The sequence below is a fragment of the Chryseobacterium pyrolae genome (genome assembly GCF_025153485.1).
GTDB classification, from domain to species: Bacteria; Bacteroidota; Bacteroidia; order Flavobacteriales; family Weeksellaceae; genus Chryseobacterium; species Chryseobacterium antibioticum.
In genome coordinates this window covers 466923-486442 of record NZ_JANZQH010000003.1, presented here as the reverse complement: position 1 = coordinate 486442, position 19520 = coordinate 466923, and the positions used below count along the sequence as shown (strand labels likewise).

General features: G+C 39.1%; 16 protein-coding genes and 1 pseudogene. 11 read left to right on the top strand and 6 right to left on the bottom strand.

The window, feature by feature from the left end:
- Positions 1-21 precede the first annotated feature (21 nt).
- The 4 genes from NZD88_RS08975 to NZD88_RS08960 all read right to left on the bottom strand — a co-directional run bounded on the left by NZD88_RS08975 (position 22) and on the right by NZD88_RS08960 (position 3984).
- Positions 22-1947 carry a DUF2207 domain-containing protein gene (locus tag NZD88_RS08975; protein ID WP_259828803.1) on the bottom strand — a complete coding sequence of 642 codons (1926 nt, stop codon included), beginning with the start codon at positions 1945-1947 and terminating at the stop codon, positions 22-24.
- Positions 1948-1949: 2 nt separating this feature from the next.
- Positions 1950-2498 (bottom strand): LemA family protein, encoded by a 549-nt coding sequence (locus tag NZD88_RS08970; protein WP_169235705.1) that lies wholly within the window; start codon positions 2496-2498, stop codon positions 1950-1952.
- A 227-nt stretch (positions 2499-2725) separates the two neighbouring features.
- The gene (locus tag NZD88_RS08965; protein WP_259828802.1) at positions 2726-3043 is read right to left on the bottom strand and encodes an NIL domain-containing protein; all 318 of its coding nucleotides are present in this window, start codon (positions 3041-3043) and stop codon (positions 2726-2728) included.
- Positions 3044-3312: 269 nt separating this feature from the next.
- Positions 3313-3984, bottom strand: a complete 672-nt coding sequence (locus NZD88_RS08960) for a YiiX/YebB-like N1pC/P60 family cysteine hydrolase (RefSeq protein ID WP_259828801.1) — start codon at positions 3982-3984, stop codon at positions 3313-3315.
- Between the two features lie 102 nt (positions 3985-4086).
- On the opposite strand from NZD88_RS08960, the gene NZD88_RS08955 reads away from it, so the two are divergent.
- The 6 genes from NZD88_RS08955 (at position 4087) to NZD88_RS08930 (ending at position 12825) form a co-directional block, all read left to right on the top strand.
- Positions 4087-4791, top strand: a complete 705-nt coding sequence (locus NZD88_RS08955; protein WP_259828800.1) for a response regulator transcription factor — start codon at positions 4087-4089, stop codon at positions 4789-4791.
- Between the two features lie 9 nt (positions 4792-4800).
- Positions 4801-6156, top strand: coding sequence for a sensor histidine kinase (locus NZD88_RS08950; RefSeq protein ID WP_259828799.1), 1356 nt, complete (start codon positions 4801-4803; stop codon positions 6154-6156).
- Between the two features lie 402 nt (positions 6157-6558).
- Positions 6559-7254 (top strand): MgtC/SapB family protein, encoded by a 696-nt coding sequence (locus NZD88_RS08945; protein ID WP_259828798.1) that lies wholly within the window; start codon positions 6559-6561, stop codon positions 7252-7254.
- A gap of 61 nt (positions 7255-7315) precedes the next feature.
- Positions 7316-8410, top strand: coding sequence for an efflux RND transporter periplasmic adaptor subunit (locus tag NZD88_RS08940; protein WP_259828797.1), 1095 nt, complete (start codon positions 7316-7318; stop codon positions 8408-8410).
- 70 nt (positions 8411-8480) lie between these two features.
- Positions 8481-11576, top strand: a complete 3096-nt coding sequence (locus NZD88_RS08935) for an efflux RND transporter permease subunit (RefSeq protein WP_259828796.1) — start codon at positions 8481-8483, stop codon at positions 11574-11576.
- Complete coding sequence (locus tag NZD88_RS08930; protein ID WP_259828795.1) at positions 11566-12825, top strand: TolC family protein; 1260 nt, start codon at positions 11566-11568, stop codon at positions 12823-12825. The genes NZD88_RS08935 and NZD88_RS08930 overlap by 11 nt, the downstream gene beginning before the upstream one ends.
- A 247-nt stretch (positions 12826-13072) precedes the next feature.
- Here the strand turns inward: NZD88_RS08930 and NZD88_RS08925 are convergent, their stop codons facing one another.
- Positions 13073-13555 (bottom strand): DUF1801 domain-containing protein, encoded by a 483-nt coding sequence (locus tag NZD88_RS08925; protein WP_259828794.1) that lies wholly within the window; start codon positions 13553-13555, stop codon positions 13073-13075.
- 125 nt (positions 13556-13680) lie between these two features.
- Entirely contained in the window at positions 13681-15477 is a 1797-nt protein-coding gene (locus tag NZD88_RS08920; protein ID WP_259828793.1) for a T9SS type A sorting domain-containing protein, read from the bottom strand.
- Positions 15478-15880: 403 nt separating this feature from the next.
- On the opposite strand from NZD88_RS08920, the gene NZD88_RS08915 reads away from it, so the two are divergent.
- The 5 genes and pseudogenes from NZD88_RS08915 (at position 15881) to NZD88_RS08895 (ending at position 19517) form a co-directional block, all read left to right on the top strand.
- The gene (locus NZD88_RS08915; protein WP_259828792.1) at positions 15881-17086 is read left to right on the top strand and encodes a pyridoxal phosphate-dependent aminotransferase; all 1206 of its coding nucleotides are present in this window, start codon (positions 15881-15883) and stop codon (positions 17084-17086) included.
- 10 nt (positions 17087-17096) lie between these two features.
- A complete protein-coding gene (locus tag NZD88_RS08910; protein WP_259828791.1) occupies positions 17097-17585 on the top strand; it encodes a hypothetical protein in 489 nt (162 codons plus the stop codon).
- A 4-nt stretch (positions 17586-17589) separates the two neighbouring features.
- Complete coding sequence (gene murB / locus NZD88_RS08905) at positions 17590-18603, top strand: UDP-N-acetylmuramate dehydrogenase (RefSeq protein ID WP_259828790.1); 1014 nt, start codon at positions 17590-17592, stop codon at positions 18601-18603.
- Positions 18604-18621: 18 nt separating this feature from the next.
- Positions 18622-18894, top strand: a pseudogene (locus NZD88_RS08900) (cytochrome-c peroxidase); the annotation flags it as partial.
- Positions 18895-18962: 68 nt separating this feature from the next.
- Positions 18963-19517, top strand: coding sequence for a hypothetical protein (locus NZD88_RS08895; protein ID WP_259828789.1), 555 nt, complete (start codon positions 18963-18965; stop codon positions 19515-19517).
- Positions 19518-19520 lie beyond the last annotated feature (3 nt).

The following is a 19520-nucleotide window of genomic DNA, read 5'->3' as shown; positions in this document are numbered from 1 at the left end:
TATTTTTTTGAAACATCGCGGTTACCAGCCGCCTCCGCCTCCGCCGCCACCTCCGCCGCCGGAGAATCCACCACCACCGGATCCGCTGCCAGAACTGGATGGCTTTGTAGATGCAGACTGTATAGATTGCGTAAGACTTGAGTTTAAAGTATTTCCGAATGCATAATGATTCATTACGCCTCCGTAATACCAGGTATTGTTATATTCTGTTGATGTTCTTTTCAGCAAATCATCAAATTTCTGTCCCCAGATCTGATCTACTCCCATCACCATAGCAAAAGGAAGAAGGGTCTCGAAAACCTGTGGGGTCATCTGAGGAGGATTATGGAATTTCAGCTGCTCATTTTCGGCTGCTCCCATATACATTTTGAAACCGTCAATCAATGATTTTTTTCTCAACTTTTCTTTGGATGGCTGTTTGATTAAATACTGATACAGCATCATCACTGAAAATGCCAGAACAATGAAAATATAGCAGACACTGAAATTGATACTTTCAGCACCTGTACTTTCCTGAGAAACAACTCCTATTACGCCCAGTATAATACTAATGGGAATAGGGATAAAGAATAATAGTTTCCATGATAATTTTTTCGCAAAAAATGCTATTAAAGCAAACGCAACAAAAAGAATAATATATAAAATTACTCCGGCAAATACTCTTTCAAACTCAGGTAATATATGGTAGCTTATCAATAAACCTAGGCCGTAAACCAAAGTAATAATGATCCATGGGAGTAATAATTTCTTTGTATTATTTCCTTCATTTAAAAAATCATCATGCTGAAATTTCAGTGTTTCTTTAAAATTAAGAACTGCTTTTTCAATTTTAGAATTGTATTTCCCGTCAAACTTTACAGAATTTTCAGATGCTGAAAAAAGACTGTTCATCAGGTTGATTTCTTCTTTAGACAGGGTTTCATCTGCCGGTTTCAGCTTTTCCAGCGTAAAAGTTTTGGTATTAAAAAATCCCAACAGACCCGAATCTTCTCCTTCAATGATCTTGACATACCCTTTTACGGCAAGGTTCACAACGGCCGCGGTAAGGTATTTATTTTTAAAACTTTCAGAATTGATATAGCCCAAAGAAGATGGTGAAAGATTTTCAGGAACGTTGAACTGCGGATAAACGGTTGGCGTTTCGGGGTCTATTCCATATTTTCTCCATATTGAATAGAGATACATCAAAAATCCTAAGAATACAATACATCCACCCATCAGAATTCCATATTTTTCAAGAAAAGTTGGCGGCGGCGGTGGGACCATAAGTCCTTTTTTGAAACCCACTGCAACAGTGAGCCCTTCATTAGCCTTAAGCCCTGCAGCGCTCCACTCTATGGAATGATCTGACAGTACCTGAGCCGTACAGTTCTGGCTATTGCTGCCATATGCTCCGGTGTAGCAAGAGTTCTGGATGATTCCGGCCCCTTCCGGAAGGTTTACTTTGGCGGAAATAGAATCTACATCAAAATCCCAGTAGGTTCCGTTTACGTTCCAGTAAAATTCATCATACTTCGCAAAAAATCCGATCTGGTTCTCTGCTTTGTATCGTATTTCATAGTCGTAGGTTCCGGGATCCAGGATGATATCTTTGTTTCCGGCGTATATTTTCAAATAACCGTCTCCGGTTTCTTCATGGTAATTTTCATCGATCCCGTTTTTTTTAACCGAGATAATCGTGTACCTTACTTTCTGTGTCTTATTGTTGAGATTTCTGGATAAAGGAAGTGCCCGGAAAATACCTCTTTTGATATTATTTCCGAGACTGTACACTTTTATATTTTCCGTGACGGTAATTCCTGAATTTTTATCCACGTCGATATCCGAATGGAAAGAAATAATTTTTTCCGGCCCTATAATCGACAACTGATCTGCCCTTGCCAGCTCATTTTGGGCAAAAGCAATGAAAAAAAAATGAAGAAGGAAAAGCTGTAACCACTTTTTCATTCCTAGAATTTTACAGTTGGAACTTCTCTTTCAGCAATATTATCCAGTTCGAAGAAAGGTGATTTCTCAAATTTGTACATATTGGCAATGATATTACTTGGAAAAGATTCTACCAGTGTATTATTCTCACGCACCGTTCCGTTATAATATCTTCTTGATTTCTCAACATCATTTTCTATGGAAGTAAGTTCGCTCTGCAGCTGTTGAAAATTGGCATTAGCTTTCAAATCAGGATATTGCTCTGCTACAGCGAATAAATTCATCATCGCCTGATTCAGGTTTTTCTCAGCCGCTTCTTTAGCCTGAACAGAATCTGCCCCTACGGCCTGTGTTCTGGCCCTGATGACACTATCAAGGGTTTCACGCTCGTGAGTGGCATAGCCTTTCACTGTTTCCACAAGATTGGGGATGAGATCATGACGTTTTTTAAGCATAACATCAATACTGCTCCACGCTTCCTGAACCAGATTTCTCAGTTTTACAAGACGGTTGTAGATAGACACTGCATAAATAGCGAACGCTGCGATTAAAGCAATAATAACTAGGGTCATAAATTTTTATTTTATATCCTTTAAAAGTACTGTTTTTTTGAATCGGAAATAGAAATTTAAGAATACTCGGGAATTATTTTAATGGAATTCCCTTTAAATCATTAAAAATATTGAAGTGATATAAGAAAATAAAGCTAAAATAATAAGATTTCTATTTAAACTCACAACATAGAAAAAGTACCCGGAAAACCGGATACTTTCTGTAATTAAAACTATATGAATCTCCCCTAAAAATACTTCCGGCAGTTGTATTCCACCATGGTACTTAAAAGTTTATTTTTATTCAGATAGAACTCCAGCTGCTGGTAGTCTTCTGAATTGACATTAATATATAACTGTACTGAACCAAAACTGTTTCCATTCACATATTCTACATTGGCAGATAACACCCTGTGACAGATCCCAAACTGATTGTAAATGGTGTTCATTAAATGCTCAAATTTCATTTTGCCATTCAATTCTATTTCCAGTATCAGCTCTTTTTTAGGCAGACCAATTGTATTATTCGGTATTACCTGTAATGTTGGATTAAGTGTAATCATCATTAAACAATTTTTTGGTTAAACATTTTCTAGATCATGGTTGCTTTCTTGCGTTAAATCTTTGACAAAAATATAAAAAATTATTAGTCTACCAAATTAGTGGACTAATAATTTTAAACTTTAACATAATTTTTTTTAAGCTTAGGATCATAAAAGAGAATTATTTCCCACAGATTACACGGAGATCACAGATTTTAAAATAATCCAAATAAAAAAAATACCCCTAAAGATCATTGAAGTCTTTAGGGGCAATAGTATTCTTATCGCATGATTTACAGTTCTCCTACTCTTTCCAGTTTTTCTGAAGCGGCAAGTCCATTGGGATTACATCCGGGCTCTCCTTCCGGAACAGCTAAGTTTTTCTTTTTATAAAATTCTGTCCAGAATTCATTAGTCTTACCCGTTTTAGGATCAATAAATGTCATAGGCTCTAATTTGAAGATCCTGTTGTCACGGAAAGCCCTTTCGATATAATCTGAACAGTAATATGAATTTTCATCCAAGATATAATTGAAATTATAAGGCTTCCCCAACATGGATTCTGCTTTTTTAAGCGCTGCAGGAACAGATTTCTGATAGTCAGATTTTAAACGGTAAATCATTACTTTTTGTCCGTCATTAGACTGATCTTTAAGAAAAGATGTCAGGTCTTGTTTCTGGGAACCTCCTTTTGGTGCAGCGTGCAGCACATACCAATGATTCTTTTCTTTTTCTACAATTCCGATATGATCAAATGATGCTTCCTTCTGTTTTTGAGTGACATTATTAATCGCTCCTGAAAGTCCGGTTTCTTTTGCTGTGACAAAAAGCAGGTCTCCATTCTTTAGCTGCCCGGTTTTAGGATGGGAAGTACAATTCTGCAATAAGAGCATGACAGCGAGGAAAATAATATAGATAAAGCTTTTTCCGGTTTTCAAAAAAGGACCGTTTTTTAATTTAATCATAACAGGTTTATGTTGAGCCGTCAAATTTACAAATTGCATTCATTATATGTATGTGAAAATACTTAATTACCTTTGCAGGACCAGCAATAAAACCAGAATTCTATGCCTCATATCCTGTTAGTTGAAGACGACAAAAGACTTTCGCAGCTGATTGCGAGAGGAGTGCTGGAAAATGATATGGAAGTAAACATTGCTGCGGACGGTGAAACAGCTCTAAAACTTACTGAGTTAATGGATTTCGATCTCATCATCACAGATATTATCCTTCCCATTAAAAACGGACTGGAATTCTGCAAAGAGATCAAGGCGCTGAAACCTGAAATCCCCGTCATTATGCTGACAGCATTGGGAACTACAGATGATAAACTGGAAGGTTTTGATTCCGGAGCAGATGATTATTTGACCAAACCCTTTGAAATGCGCGAGCTTATGGCCAGAGTCAAGGTTCTGCTTAAAAGATATTCCACCTATCGTCCGGAAACCTCATCTGTGCTACAATACGAAGACATTGAGATGGATTTGAAATTAAAAACCGTCACCCGTGCCGGACATCCCATCAAGCTTACTCCCAAAGAGTTTAACCTGATGAAATTCCTGCTTGAAAATCCTGAAAGGGTTCTTTCCCGCCATGAAATCGCAGAAAATGTTTGGGATACCCATTTTGATACAGGTACGAATTTCATTGATGTCTACATTAATTATATCAGAAAAAAAATAGACCGCAACTTTGAAACCAAGCTCATTCATACCAAAGCAGGCATGGGTTTCATTTTAAAAAAGGGCTATGAAGACAACTCCAACATTTAAAGATTCGCCATGAAAGTTAGAACCAGGCTTACTTTACTGTTTACATTAGTGACTGCGATGCTCATCAGTTTTTATGGGGTTGCGATTTACTATTCTTCAAAGGAAGCCAGGGAAACTTCGTTTTACACAGAACTAAAAAGCGAAGCTGTTGCCAAAGCCAATCTTTTTTTCCAGGGGGCATTAAGTGAAAAAGAAATGCATCAGCTGTATAAAACTAACACCCAGACTTTAAGTGAGGTTCAGGTCGCGATCTATGATTCCGATTTCAATCTTGTATATCATGATGATTCAAAAGTGGATTACGTGAAGGAAAACTCAGAAATGCTTTCAAAAATCTTTAAAAGCAAGCAGCTTTTTTTCTTTCTGAATGATTTTCAGGTGACAGGAATAGTCTATTCTCATAAAGGAAAAGAGTATGCGATCACAGCAGCAGCTTATGATCAGTATGGTTATAATTCAATCAATCATTTACTGACCATCAGTATTATTTCCTTCATTATTATCCTTGTCCTTATTTATCTTGCGGGTCTTTTTCTTTCTAAAAAAGCGCTCAGCCCTGCCGTGAAAATGGTGGAACAGATCAAAAGGATCAATGCAGGAAAGCTACAGCTCCGACTGGATGAATCCGAAGAGAAAGGAGAGTTCCACGAACTTGAAAAAAACTTCAACCAAATGCTGGAAAGACTGGATCATTCTTTCAGTACACAAAAGCATTTTGTCTCCAATATTTCCCATGAACTGAATACACCGCTTGCAGCCATGACCGCCGAACTGGAACTGGCTCTCCAGAAAAATTATACTCAGGACGAATATCAAAAGATCATCCTGAATGCATTAACGGATGTGAAAAACATGAGTAAACTGTCCGGAAGTTTAATGGATCTTGCCAAAGCCAGTTATGACCCCACTGAAATAAGTTTTTCCGAAATCAGAATAGACGAAATGCTGATGGATTCTTATGCTAAAATCAGGAAAGAAAACCCTCAGTATAAAATCAACCTCAACATTGATCCTGAGATGGATGAGCAGAAACTGATCCACAAAGGAAATCCTTATCTTCTTCTGGTGGCATTCAACAATCTTATCGATAATGCCTGTAAATACGCTTCAGACGGCACTTGTTTTATTGACGTTGCTTCAGTTTCTGATCATCTTTCCATTCAATTTATCAACAATGGGCTGCCTGTTTCTGAAAAGGATCAGCAGAATATATTCAAGCCTTTCTACAGAGCTGAAAACTCCCTGGATCAAAAAGGATATGGAATAGGCCTCTACCTTACCCAAAAGATCATTAGTCTTCACCATGCCCAAATCCAGATTTCTTCCAGAGAAAACACGACTACTTTTCAGATACTGTTTACATGAATTTATTTGAGACATCAGATTTCAGACAGAATCGTGATGAAATAGAAATTTAGATTTATTTTAATCGTTAATAAAGTTTCGAGATACGCGTTTCCGGTTTCGCATTTTGAAACAGCAACTTGTCAACTCGCAACCAGCAACTAAATTCCACTTTCATACACTCTCCGACCCTCAAATTCTAAAACTCTAAAACCCTCATACTCTCTAATTTCTAACTTCTCTAATAGAATTCTAATAACATTCTAAACCATCTCTAATAGCTTCCCCCAGCCGTTACCATTACTTTTGCAGCAAAATAATTCAAACTATGGACCCAGATCCTTCCAGTTATTATCAACCTTAAGGTTTTTCTGAGCATGCTTTTTCTGTATGCCTGAAAAGGCCTGCCAAAAAGAAAAAGTTATGAATACATTAGAATTTGCTACCCGCTTACTGACCGCTCTTATTTTAGGTGCATCCATTGGTTTTGAAAGACAGTGGCATCAGAAAAATGCAGGGCTCAGGACCAATACACTGGTATGTCTGGGATCGGCAGCATTTGTTTTATTATCACTCAGAATCGGAGGTGATGCTACAGGTAGAATAGCCTCATACATTGTCAGTGGCATTGGTTTTCTGGGTGGTGGTGTTATCATGAAAGACGGACTTACCGTTCGTGGACTGAATACCGCTGCGACCATCTGGTGTTCTGCCTCTGTAGGTTCACTGGCTGCTTTGGGATTTGTGACCGAAGCTGGAATCACCACCGGACTTATTATCTTAATCCATACGGTCCTGCGTCCTCTGGGAAAAGCATTAGGCTCAAAAACCATCTGTACCAGCACTTCAGAATATCTTATCACCATTACATGCAGAACTGAAATTGAAAACCATGCAAGAGTATTGCTCATGCAGTCTTTTAATTCAACTGACCAGATCTTACTCAAATCCCTGACCAGCGACGATACTGAAACACCGGAAAACATTATTATTTCTGCAGAAGTCTATTCTTTGTCGCCTCAGGATAACATTATTGAAAAAGCAGTCAGCAGACTCACCCTGGAAGATAAAATCACTAGAGTAAGCTGGGAGATTATCGGAACTGAAAACGATTTATAAACTTAAAAATCAATCTAAAATGATTCTAAAAAATGACCCCCAACTGATTAATATATTCTCAATGAAAACACTATTTTTCTCTCCTGTTCTTTTCCTTATCATTTCCTGTAGCGGTAAAAAAGAAGAACCTCAGCAAAAAGAAACCTTCAGCATCAAAGGAAATCATGTTATCCTATCAGAAAACAATCCGGTCTTAAAAAAAATCATTACAGAAACTGTTACGGAGCAGGAATACAGTAACCGCATTACTTCAGCAGGAACGATAGAAACCATTCCCAATAATTATGCAGAAATAGCCAGTCCTTTTTCCGGAAGGGTGATCAGATCCTTTGTGAATATTGGACAGAGCGTAAATGCAGGAAGTGCGGTTTTTGAGATCCTTGCCCCTGGATATTCGTCTGTGCAGAAAGATTATTCTGATGCATTGAATGACGTAAGACTTGCAGAAAAAAATTACAGACGTCAGCAAGACCTTGTCAGACATGGTGTGGGTATCCAAAAAGAACTTGAAGAAGCAGAAACCGAATATCAGAATAAGAAAACATCGCTTTCCAATGCTTCTTCAACTTTGAATGCCTACAACAGCAAAAGCTCTGGAGGAACTTATATTATAAAAGCACCGATCAGTGGAGAAATTATCTCCAATAAAATCGTTACCGGCCAATATCTGAAAGAAGATTCGGAACCGGTGGTGATTATCGCCGAACTTTCAAAAGTATGGATCACAGGTGCTGTGAAAGAGAAAGACATCCGTTTTATCAGTCCGGGAGATCCGGTATCGGTGAAAGTCAATACCTATCCGGATATGGAGATCATCGGAAAGGTATATCACATCAGTGAACTCGTAGATGAAGATACCCGAAGTATCAGAGTCTTAATCCAATGTGATAATCCGCAGAGGAAATTAAAACCCGGAATGTTCGCAGCGGTTACCTATTCAGCAGGAACAGAAAAAGCGGTGATTATCCCCTCCGGTGCACTGATGCAACAGGGAGACCGCCAGTATGTCTGGATAAAATCCGGTAAAAATGAATTCACAAAACGTATCGTCGTTCCCGGCAGCACGGCTGAGAAGACCACCAAGATCAATTCAGGGCTCAAACCCGGAGATATCATCATGACTCAAGGTGGAATCTATTTGCCCGATACAAAATAATACCTCTTCAATAACTCTGGAAGCCTTCGCCGACTGAGCAGAACGGTTTCCGGACTATTCAATCAATCTTATGAAAAAATTACTCACACTCTCTATACAAAAGAGATGGCTGATGCTTGCCCTTTTCTTATTACTTGGAATTTTCGGATATTATTCGTGGACCAAACTCTCCGTGGAAGCCTATCCTGATATTGCCGACACCACATCACAGGTAGTTACCCAGGTACCCGGGCTGGCTGCCGAAGAAATAGAACAGCAGATCACCATTCCTTTGGAAAGATCTCTGAATGGCCTTCCGGGAATGCATATTATGAGAAGTAAAAGTACCTTCGGACTGTCTATCATCACGATGGTGTTTGATGATGGGGTTGATGATTACTGGGCAAGACAGCGGATTCAGGAAAGGCTTTCAGAAGCAGAACTGCCTTACAATGCCCAACCAGGATTGGATCCTTTAACCTCTCCAGTGGGAGAAATTTACCGCTACATTATTGAAGGAAACGGACAAAGTCTCAGGGAACTGACCGATCTGCAGAATTTTGTCATTATCCCAAGAATCAAACAGGTTACAGGGATCGCGGATGTGACGAACTTTGGCGGAATCACCACTCAGTTCCAGATCGAGCTGGATCCTCAAAAATTGGATCAGTATGGATTATCTTTATCTGAGGTTACGGAAACTATCACCAAAAATAACAGCAATGCCGGAGGAAGTATGCTGCCGAGGGGTGACCTTGCTTATGTAGTACGTGGAATCGGGCTGATCAAAGATTTAGATGATCTGGGTAAAATTGTCATCAAAACAGAAAAAGGTGTTCCCGTTTTTTTAAATGATGTAGGTACTCTGAAATACGGCAATCTTGAAAGAAAAGGAATCCTGGGTTACACAGACAGGAAACGGAATTATAACGAAAGTACAGGAGGAATTGTACTTCTGCTAAAAGGGCAGAATCCTTCTGTAGTCTTAAAGGATGTTCATCAGGCTATTGAAGAACTGAACACCCGTATTCTTCCGGCTGGCGTAAAAATCCATCCTTATCTGGACAGAACAGATCTCGTTAATACAACTTTGACTACAGTCACCCATACGTTAACGGAAGGAATTGTTTTAGTCATTATCATCCTGATCGTATTTTTAGGAAGCTGGAGAGGGGCGCTGCTTGTCGCCATCACGATTCCTCTGTCTCTGCTCATTGCATTTATCCTGATGTATTTCACCAATATCCCTGCTAACCTCTTGTCTTTAGGCGCTATAGATTTCGGGATTATTGTAGACGGATCTATTGTCATGCTGGAGGTTATTTTAAAAAAGAGAGAAGAAGATCCGGAAAAGGAACTGGAAGAAAAAACCATCATCAAGCGGGCAACAGAAATCGCAAAACCTATTTTCTTTTCAACCGTCATTATCATTACAGCTTATCTTCCGCTGTTTGCTTTTGAGCGTGTAGAAAAAAAGCTTTTTACTCCTATGGCTTTTACAATCGGGTATGCATTGCTGGGAGCATTGGCTGCTGCTTTGATTTTGATTCCCGGACTGGCCTACGTTATTTACAGAAAGCCTCAGAAGATATTTCACAACCGTTGGCTTGAAAAAACAAGCAGTCTTTATGGTAAAAGAATTGGTAAAATTATAAAGGCTCCTAAAAAAATGCTGATTCCAGCAGGCATTATACTCATCTCAGCGGGATTCCTTTCGTTTATGGTAGGTAAAGACTTTCTGCCGGAACTGGATGAAGGGTCTATCTGGCTTCAGGTACAGCTTCCGCCCGGAATTTCATTAGACAAAGCCAGAGAGATGAGTGATTCTTTACGTACTCAGACCATGAAACATTCTGAAGTCACCTATGTCATGGTACAGGCCGGAAGAAATGATGACGGAACAGATCCGTGGACGGCTTCCCATTTTGAAGTATCTGTAGGAATAAAACCTTATAAAGAGTGGGCATCCGGAAAGACTAAGGCCGATCTTATCAAAGAACTGGCTGATGATTATAAAAATATGCCGGGATTTTCTGTAGGATTTTCCCAACCGATGATCGATGGGGTTATGGATAAAATTTCCGGTGCACACAGTGAACTGGTCGTCAAAGTATACGGTGATGATTTTGACGGAACAAGAAAAATTGCAGGACAGATTCTTTCTACCTTACAAACAATTCCGGGATCTGCTGATCTTTCGATTGATCAGGAGCCACCGCTTCCGCAGTTGCAAATTATTGCAGAACGGGATAAAATTGCACAGTACGGACTGAATGTTTCCGATGTGGCAGACCTCATCGAAACAGCCCTTGGCGGAAAGGCTATTTCACAGATCTTTATCGGCAATAAAGTCTACGATATTTCGTGCCGGTATGCCGAAAACAGCCGGAATACTCCTGATAAGGTCGGGAATCTTATGCTGACTTCTGCTTCAGGTGCTAAAATACCGCTTTCACAGGTGGCTGAGATCAAATTGAGTACCGGAGAAAGTACAATCACCAGAGAAATGAATAAAAGACATCTCACTGTAAAACTCAATTTAAGGGATCGTGATTTATCTTCTTTTCTGAAGGAAGCGCAGGATACGATTGAAAAAGATATCCGCTACGATCATCAGAAATATGAAATCAAATGGGGTGGACAGTTTGAGAACAAAAACAGGGCTTATTCCCGGCTTGCTATCATTGTTCCGCTGGCATTGGCCGTGATGTTCTTACTGCTTTACGGGGCATTCGGAAGCTTCAGACAGGCGCTTGTCCTGATGAGCATTATTCCTCTTGCCTTATTCGGAGGTATGTTAGCATTAAATGTACGGGGTATGACTTTAAATGTTTCCTCAGCAGTGGGCTTTATAGCACTGTTTGGAGTGGCCGTACAGAACGGGGTCATCATGGTATCTCATATCAACACGCTAAGAAAACAGGGGGTTAATCTAAAAACATCGGTGATAAAAGGAGCAGAAGACCGTTTCAGACCTGTATTGATGACCGCTTCGGTTGCCGTAATCGGCTTATTCCCTGCTTCACTGGCTACCGGGATAGGTTCTGATGTGCAGAGACCTTTAGCCACAGTCATTGTTTATGGTCTTATGTTTTCAACCCTTCTTACTTTATTTATCCTTCCCGCTATTTATTATCTCGCAGAATATCATTTCGACAAACAAAAAATAACATCAGATGAAGTTTAAAATCATTTTTATCATATCCGTGTGTGCAACTTTCCAATTTTCACTGAAAGGTCAGGAAAAAGAAGTTCTCAATTTTTCGTCTTATCTGAATGAGGTCAGAGAAAAAAACCTCAGTTACGCCGCGCAGAAATACAACGTCAGTATGGCAGAAGCTTCTATCCTTACTGCCGGAATTTTCCCGGATCCCCAACTTGAAATGGAGACCTCGGACAATGGTGTTTCAAAAAAGATGGGCTATACGATAGGAACTTCGGTAAGCTGGACCCTGGAACTTGGCCAAAAAAGAAAAGCAAGGATAGAAACGGCAAAAAACCAGGCCGAATACGCTAAACTTCAGCTTCAGGATTTTTTAAGAAATCTGATAGCAGACGCATCTGTTGGGTATATTGAAGTTTTAAAAACAAAAGCTCTCGTTGAAGTCCAGAAGGATTCTTACCTGAGTATGGATCAACTTGCAAAATCCGACAGCATCCGATACAGGCTGGGAGCTATTTCGCTGGTCACGTCTAAACAAAGCAGACTGGAAGCTTCTTCTTTGCTTAATGATCTGTATATGACAGAAAGCATTAGCAGACAGTCCGTCTCATCTCTTTCTATATTCCTGGGAACCGGTATGGAAGACAGAGAGATTAATGGAGATTTCAAAGCTTTTAACAGAGATTTCAATCCTGAGGAACTTATTTTGGAGGCAGTGAATAACAGATCTGATCTTTTAGCCTCAAAGCAAAACATCAATACTGCTGCGAGCTTGGTTAAGCTTGAAAAGGCTAACCGTATCATTGATTTGGGGTTAAGCTTAGGCGCGGAGCACAATACCTGGGCAACCAATGAAATTGCACCCTCACCCGCTGTAAATGCTATAAAACTGGGAGCCAGCATTCCTCTGAAGTTTTCAAACCGAAGAAATGCTGATTTGAAAATTGCAGAAATGGGACGTATGCAGGCAGAAACCGAGTATAAGCAGATCGAAAACAGCATCCGCACTGAAGTCATGCTGGCCTATCAGCAATACCAAGCTACACAGAAGCAACTGAAACAGTTTGATAACGGAATGCTTGCCGAAGCCAAAAATATCCTGGACGGCATCAGCTACAGTTATCAGAGAGGTGAAAGTTCTATTCTGGAAGTTTTGAATGCACAGAGAACGTATAATAATATCAGGCAGCGCTATATTGAAACGCTTGCGGATAATGCGGTAGCACTTGTTGAATTAGAAAGAAAAACAGGGATTTGGGATATTGATTTTTGATGTTAGGGGTTTCCGGATGAGCACGAGTGATTGTGTTTATTGGTGTAATTTGTGTTTAGTAATTAACCACCCCGTCAAAAATTCTTTGAATTTTCGCCACCCCTCCACGGGAGGGGAATGATCGCCGTTTAAATGGTCGTCCATTTTTCATAAGAGTGCTTGATAGCAATACTGAATAATCTCCTTCATTTTTCCTAAGCTTAAGTTTTGCTTCTTTTCCGGTTAGATTGATAAAGTAAATAAGAGTCTATTTCTTTTTTGAAACGGACTCTTTTTGCTTTTTAAACTGAGTTTCATAAAGATTGATCCAGTCTTCAACGGTCATTTTTTTACTGACCTCGGCAATCAATTCAAAAGGAATATCCTCCATTTTTTTGAAACGGATGCATGATTTTCCCATATCCAGTTTTCTTGTGGAGTATTTCGGGTATTCAGCAACAAACCAGTCTAACAATTCAGGATCTGCATAGATTCCCATGTGATAAAGGGCGATAAAATTCTTTTGAGAAGCCAGCGATATAAAAGGTAATGGGGAGCCTGGCGTACAGTGATACCCTGCCGGATACATCTCCAAAGGAACTGCCCAACCTACCATGCCGTAACTGGTGCCCTGCTGAAAGCCTTTCGGCAGATTGTCATTTATAGTATCAAATAACTTTTTGAATACTTCCTGTCTTTCTTCAGGAATTTTTGAGATATAATCGGCTACAGAGTCTGCTGGAATTTGCATTTTCAGTTCAGTTTTATTGTCATCCAAAGTAATAAAATTTATAGATATCCTGATTTAAAATTGAATCAAAAAAAAGCAGCAGTACATGAATGCACTGCCACCTAACTTTATTGACATTAAAAAAATTATTTTTTGATCGTTTTCACAGTAGATTGTGATCCGTCTTTGAAATAGATCGTAACAAAATACAAACCTGTGTTCAGCGTACTCAGATCAAGTTCCTTCACAGCTCCGGTAAAGGTTTTTACTGTTCTGCCGGAAGCATCTCCTACCGTTACAGATTTCACTTCTCTGCTGTCTGAAATATATAAAATATCTTTGAACGGGTTTGGGTGAACTGATGCTTTCTTCACTCCCTCTTTTACTTCGGAAGTACTCAGCTGAGCATTTTCAACCTTAAAATTATCAACATAAAAATTGTAATCCTGCGTATTATCTACTGTTCCTTCAGTTGCGTAGAAGGCAAATACAGTATTGGCTCCATTATATCCTACAAGATTATAAGAAAATTCGTTAGATGTATTGGAAGGTGAATTACCTGTATTCCATGTTTCCAGTACGGTCCATGTAGTACCACCATCATTAGAAACAAGGAAATTAACCACGTCGTCAGATCCCATCTGGGAGCCATTTGTACTTAAGTAAGCCGTAACACCATAATTAAATTTCACTCTGTAAGAACCTGCGGAAAGATTGAAGGGCAGTGTTTTTAGCCATCCTGTTCTTCCAGTTGTATATAAATTGATCGTCGCTGATCCGGCAGAGCCTACCCCTAAGAATCCACCTGCTCCCCAATAAGATGTTGTCCCGGTAGGAGCTGTCGCAGGAGTACCGCCTGAAAGTGCGGCTGTCCAGCAAGTTCCCGGAAAGCTGTTGAAATCATGGGTATATGACGGAACAACGGCACCACAGAGTGTGGTAAATGTTCCCGATAATGACCACCCACTCTGAGCTGTTGCAGTACTGCAATTACTTCTTACCCAATAATAATAGACCGTACTTGGTGATAAAGATGGAATGGTAAAGGAAGTTCCCGTAACTCCAGCGTGATTAGGCGCTGTCGCAGCTGTAGGAGCCGTATTGCTGGTACTGTAATACACATCATAGCTTACCGCCTGAACACTGCCCGGTATTGTCCATGAAACCTGAGCAGAATTGGAAGTCAATGTACCTACCGGCTGAAGTGTAGGCGCTACACAATCGGTATAAGCATCCGCTGAAAAGGCAAAAACATTCGCGATTCCTGTTCCACTGACTTTCGTTACGGTAACGCTTTGAATAGGTTTGGTCTGATTGGCTGCATCAATAGTCAATGCAGACTGATACAGTCTTGGATTTGTAGAATTCGGTTCCAAAACATTATTACTTCTGTTAATCCTTCCGATTCCCTGAACGGCATAGTTGGACCCGCCATACCAGTCTGAGATCGCTACTCCGGAAAATGTCTGAGAGGTAGCATCTGTAAAGTTGACGGTGACATTCACTGTACATGTTCCGCTTCCACCGGTAGAAAGCATGTACACTTTAAAAGCAGGAACCGGTGTCAAAAATGACAGTGTTCCGGTATTGCTTCCTGTAGTATTACTGGAAATTTTCAAGGAATTATTTCCATACAAATCTCCCAGTTTAAAGCTCAGTCCCGGTGTAGAAGCCACTGCAGAATTAATAATCCCGTTCACGGGAAGCCCATAAGTAATGGGTGTACTTGTAGAGGTAAGTTTAAAATCCCTTGCTACAAAGGCAAAAGACACTCCGTCCACATCTTCTGTAGTACTTGATGTAGCGGGACCCACATCATTGGCAATAACGTCGGCTGTATATCCGGACGAGACAGGCATGGTCTGAAAATTTTGGGCATTCACAGCGGATACCGCAAAAAGAGCCATCGCTGGTAAAATTCTCAATGGTAAATGTATTTTCATAATTATTTTTTATAAGCCCTGAAATTTAATAAAAAAATCAATACAATGTCAATATTATTATAAGATAATTAAACATTGTTCAATAATATTAAAGTATCAATATTTTTAACCATATAAAAACATTATTTTATGACCAAATGCTTTATTCACATTTTAAGATATTATTTTAACAATTTCAATCATTTTGACCTATAATCAATCTCCAATAGCCCATATTTTTAACAAACTGATGACCAGTATGAAGCATAAATAAAAAGGATTACGCCGGCCATCAAAAGAACCGGCAACAATCAATTTTAATTCACTGATTTTCAAAACAATTAAAAAGCAATCAAAATGGACAACAGGTTATTTTATTATTGAGAAATTAAATCTTATTTTTGCCATACAAATTTTTTGAACAATGCCGAATATTTCAAACAGAGCACAGCATATGCCGCCATCGCCGGTAAGAAAACTGGTTCCTTACGCTTTAAAAGCGAAACAGAAGGGAATAAAAGTATATCACCTTAATATCGGGCAGCCTGATATTGAAACGCCGGAAACAGCTTTAAATGCTTTAAAGAATATTGATCTTAAAGTATTAGAATATGCGCTTTCTGAAGGTAATATAGAATACAGAAAGGCCTTAACCGACTATTATCACACCTTAGGTTTTTCAGATCTGACGCCTGATAATTTCATTGTAACGAATGGAGGTTCTGAAGCCTTAAACTTCGCAATTTCTACTTTATGTGATGACGGTGACGAGGTAATTATTCCTGAGCCTTACTATGCCAATTACAACGGTTTTACCAGCACATTCAACGTAAACGTTGTAGCGGTTCCGTCTACTATTGATACAGGTTTCGCCCTTCCTCCGATCGAAGAATTTGAGAAAAAGATTACAGACAAAACAAGAGCAATCGTTATCTGCAATCCAGGTAATCCTACAGGATATCTTTACACCCGTGAAGAGCTTCAGCAGCTGGCAGAAATTGCTTTGAAATATGATATCGTTATTATCTCTGACGAGGTATACAGAGAATATGTTTACGATGGAAAGCAGCAGATTTCTATGCTGGATTTCCCTGAACTGAGCGAAAATTGCATCATCATCGATTCAGAATCCAAGCGTTATTCTATGTGTGGCGTAAGAATCGGATGTATGCTGACCCGTTCTAAAAAAATTCATGATGCAGCGATGCTTTTTGCACAGGCAAGATTAAGTCCTGTACTCTTAGGTCAGATTGCAGCAACAGCAGCTCACCAGAACGACGGTGCCTACATCAGAGCGGTAAGAGAAGAATATACGCACAGAAGAAATATATTGGTAGACCTTCTGAATGCTATTCCGGGAGTAATTTGCCCTAAGCCAAGAGGTGCATTCTACTGCGTTGCAGAACTTCCCGTAGATGATACTGAGAAATTTGCACAGTGGCTTTTAGAAAAATACTCTCTTAACAAGGAAACGATCATGGTAGCACCAGCAGGAGGTTTCTACAGCGATCCTGAATTAGGAAAAAAACAGGTAAGAATTGCTTATGTGCTGAAAGAGGAAGATCTTAAGAAAAGCGCTGAAATTCTTAAAGAAGCTTTGAAAAAATACAGAGAAGAATTTAGCCTGTAAAATATAATCTATGGTGCCGGCAATAAAAAATACTTATCTGAAACTCCTGTTTTCAATATTTTTGTTGCCGGCATTTTTTTCCTGTGACAAGACAAAGAAGCAGATCCCAGCTACTCATCAAAATCCGAATGAAATAACGTTCATCAGTCTATCCAATATCGGAGGTGATCAGGGAGATTATAAGATCATTAAAGTCACCAAAGACTCCATACGCGCGGAACAGGGCATCACAGCCCGCGGAACTCATAAGGAATGGAGCACAGCCATCAATGCACAGATCTGGAAACAGCTGATCTCCTCGATCCATACTAAAGATCTTGATGAGATACAAAGTTCTCCCAGCAAACAGTCTGTAGACGGCATCGACGAAACTTTTCAGATCAGAACTCCAAAAAAGTCACATATTTACGTCAATTCTTATGCGGATACGGTGCATTACCAACAGCTGAAGCAATTCAAAGAACAACTCAACATGATTCTTCCAACAGAATACCAATAAAAATATGCAAGAAAATTTTTCCTTAAAGCCTTACAATACATTCGGTGTTGATGTCAACGCAAAATACTTTATTGAAGTATACACGATTGAAGAACTGAAGAATGCTATTAATGATTCTAAAGATCATGATCTTCCTGTTTTATTTTTGGGCGGCGGAAGCAATATCCTGCTGACTAAAGATTTTGAAGGTCTTGCCATTAAACTCAGCTTAAAAGGAATTGAACAGGAAGATCTGAATGAAAATGAAGTTCTTGTAACGGCAAAAGCCGGGGAAAACTGGCATGAATTCGTGATGTACAGCCTTGAAAAAAAGTACGGCGGACTGGAAAACCTTTCTTTGATTCCCGGAAATGTGGGTACCTCACCTATGCAGAATATTGGGGCGTACGGAACTGAAATTAAAGATATTTTCGTGGGTTGTACTGTTTTGGATCTTGAAAATCTTGAACTGAAAACATTTAACCTTGAACAGTGTCATTTCGGATACAGGGATTCTATTTTCAAGCAGGAAGGCAAAGGAAAGTATGTGATTCTGGAGGTTAGTTTTAAATTAACAAAGAAGAATCATCACATTAAAACAGAATACGGAGCGATAAAAACTGAGCTGGATCATTTAGGAATTACCAATCCTACGATCCAGGATGTTTCCAAAGCTGTCATCAATATCAGACAGAGCAAACTCCCGGATCCAAAGGTGACCGGAAATGCAGGAAGTTTTTTTAAAAACCCTACCATTCCATTAGCCCAGTTTGAAGATTTAAAGCAAAAGTTTGAACATATTCCCGGGTTTCCAAATGGAGATGTGGTGAAAGTACCTGCCGGATGGCTCATCGAGCAATGTGGCTGGAAAGGAAAACAGATAGGCAATGCAGCCTCACACCAACTTCAGGCGCTGGTTATCGTGAATGCTACTGGAAATGCTACGGGAAAAGAAATTTATGATTTTTCAACGCAGATTATCAATTCTGTTAAAGAAAAGTTCGGAATAGAACTGGAACGGGAGGTGAATATTATATAACTCCAGCCGATTATTATACCTCAACTGAGAGATCTTCTGTTTACCCAACCGTGGATGCACAAAGGATTATTCGGTGATCTGGAAGGTGTAGTGAATATCTATGACAGCGGAATGCACATGATGGATCCTTCTCCTGAAAAGAAACTTCAGGATCCGCTTTATCCGTCTTCCGATCCTTTATTAAAACCTTTAAAATTAACTCCGTAAGAAAAGAAAGCGCTTGTCTCTTTTCTGGAATCTCTTTCGGGAACGAAATTTAGAATGAGCCGTCCGGAATTTCCAGTGGAATAGTTTTAAGTTCATCCCAATCCTATCTTTTTTACTATAAATAGTTTATTTTAGCTAAAAATATCGAAGTTATGGGCAAAAAATATTCAGAAAAGGCATTTAAGAAATTAATCCAAAAGCATATTGATGCCACCGATTTCGTGAAAATTTATCTTGATGATGATTCTGCTATATCCGGTTTCCTGGTTAAATTTTCTGATGATTTTGTCATGATTGAAGAGACCAATGACTTTGCGCTGACAGGCACTAAAATTGTTCCATATGACAGAGTCAGAAGTATTCGAAACAATGGATATGATGATGTTTCAAAGGCGATTTATCTGAATGAAAATTTGATCTGTTTTAATCAGAAAATTATTGATAAAACTCATTTAGAAAATTCAGAATCTCTTTTTAAATCAATCAAAAAGCAAGGCTACCATTGCATCATTGAAAGTCAAAAAAATAAAAAGAATCTGTTTTCAATTGGTGAAATTTTAGAAGTAAATGCAAAATCAGTGATGATCAATAACTATGATCCAGCGGGCAGAATCAATAAAAAACCCAGGAAAATTTCTTTTAAAGATATAGATCTCATTAACTTTAATGATAATTACTCCAAAGTTTTCAGAAAATATTTGAAATAAAAA

What these genes read in the sequence shown, in the direction of transcription:
- NZD88_RS08895 (WP_259828789.1), top strand. Translation starts at nt 18,963, where the DNA reads ATGGGCAAAAAATATTCAGAAAAGGCATTTAAGAAATTAATCCAAAAG.
- NZD88_RS08930 (WP_259828795.1), top strand. Translation starts at nt 11,566, where the DNA reads ATGAAGTTTAAAATCATTTTTATCATATCCGTGTGTGCAACTTTCCAA.
- NZD88_RS08940 (WP_259828797.1), top strand. Translation starts at nt 7,316, where the DNA reads ATGAAAACACTATTTTTCTCTCCTGTTCTTTTCCTTATCATTTCCTGT.
- NZD88_RS08970 (WP_169235705.1), bottom strand. Translation starts at nt 2,498, where the DNA reads ATGACCCTAGTTATTATTGCTTTAATCGCAGCGTTCGCTATTTATGCA.
- NZD88_RS08950 (WP_259828799.1), top strand. Translation starts at nt 4,801, where the DNA reads ATGAAAGTTAGAACCAGGCTTACTTTACTGTTTACATTAGTGACTGCG.
- NZD88_RS08965 (WP_259828802.1), bottom strand. Translation starts at nt 3,043, where the DNA reads ATGATGATTACACTTAATCCAACATTACAGGTAATACCGAATAATACA.
- NZD88_RS08915 (WP_259828792.1), top strand. Translation starts at nt 15,881, where the DNA reads ATGCCGAATATTTCAAACAGAGCACAGCATATGCCGCCATCGCCGGTA.
- NZD88_RS08925 (WP_259828794.1), bottom strand. Translation starts at nt 13,555, where the DNA reads ATGCAAATTCCAGCAGACTCTGTAGCCGATTATATCTCAAAAATTCCT.
- NZD88_RS08975 (WP_259828803.1), bottom strand. Translation starts at nt 1,947, where the DNA reads ATGAAAAAGTGGTTACAGCTTTTCCTTCTTCATTTTTTTTTCATTGCT.
- NZD88_RS08960 (WP_259828801.1), bottom strand. Translation starts at nt 3,984, where the DNA reads ATGATTAAATTAAAAAACGGTCCTTTTTTGAAAACCGGAAAAAGCTTT.
- NZD88_RS08955 (WP_259828800.1), top strand. Translation starts at nt 4,087, where the DNA reads ATGCCTCATATCCTGTTAGTTGAAGACGACAAAAGACTTTCGCAGCTG.
- NZD88_RS08945 (WP_259828798.1), top strand. Translation starts at nt 6,559, where the DNA reads ATGAATACATTAGAATTTGCTACCCGCTTACTGACCGCTCTTATTTTA.
- NZD88_RS08935 (WP_259828796.1), top strand. Translation starts at nt 8,481, where the DNA reads ATGAAAAAATTACTCACACTCTCTATACAAAAGAGATGGCTGATGCTT.
- murB (WP_259828790.1), top strand. Translation starts at nt 17,590, where the DNA reads ATGCAAGAAAATTTTTCCTTAAAGCCTTACAATACATTCGGTGTTGAT.
- NZD88_RS08910 (WP_259828791.1), top strand. Translation starts at nt 17,097, where the DNA reads ATGGTGCCGGCAATAAAAAATACTTATCTGAAACTCCTGTTTTCAATA.
- NZD88_RS08920 (WP_259828793.1), bottom strand. Translation starts at nt 15,477, where the DNA reads ATGAAAATACATTTACCATTGAGAATTTTACCAGCGATGGCTCTTTTT.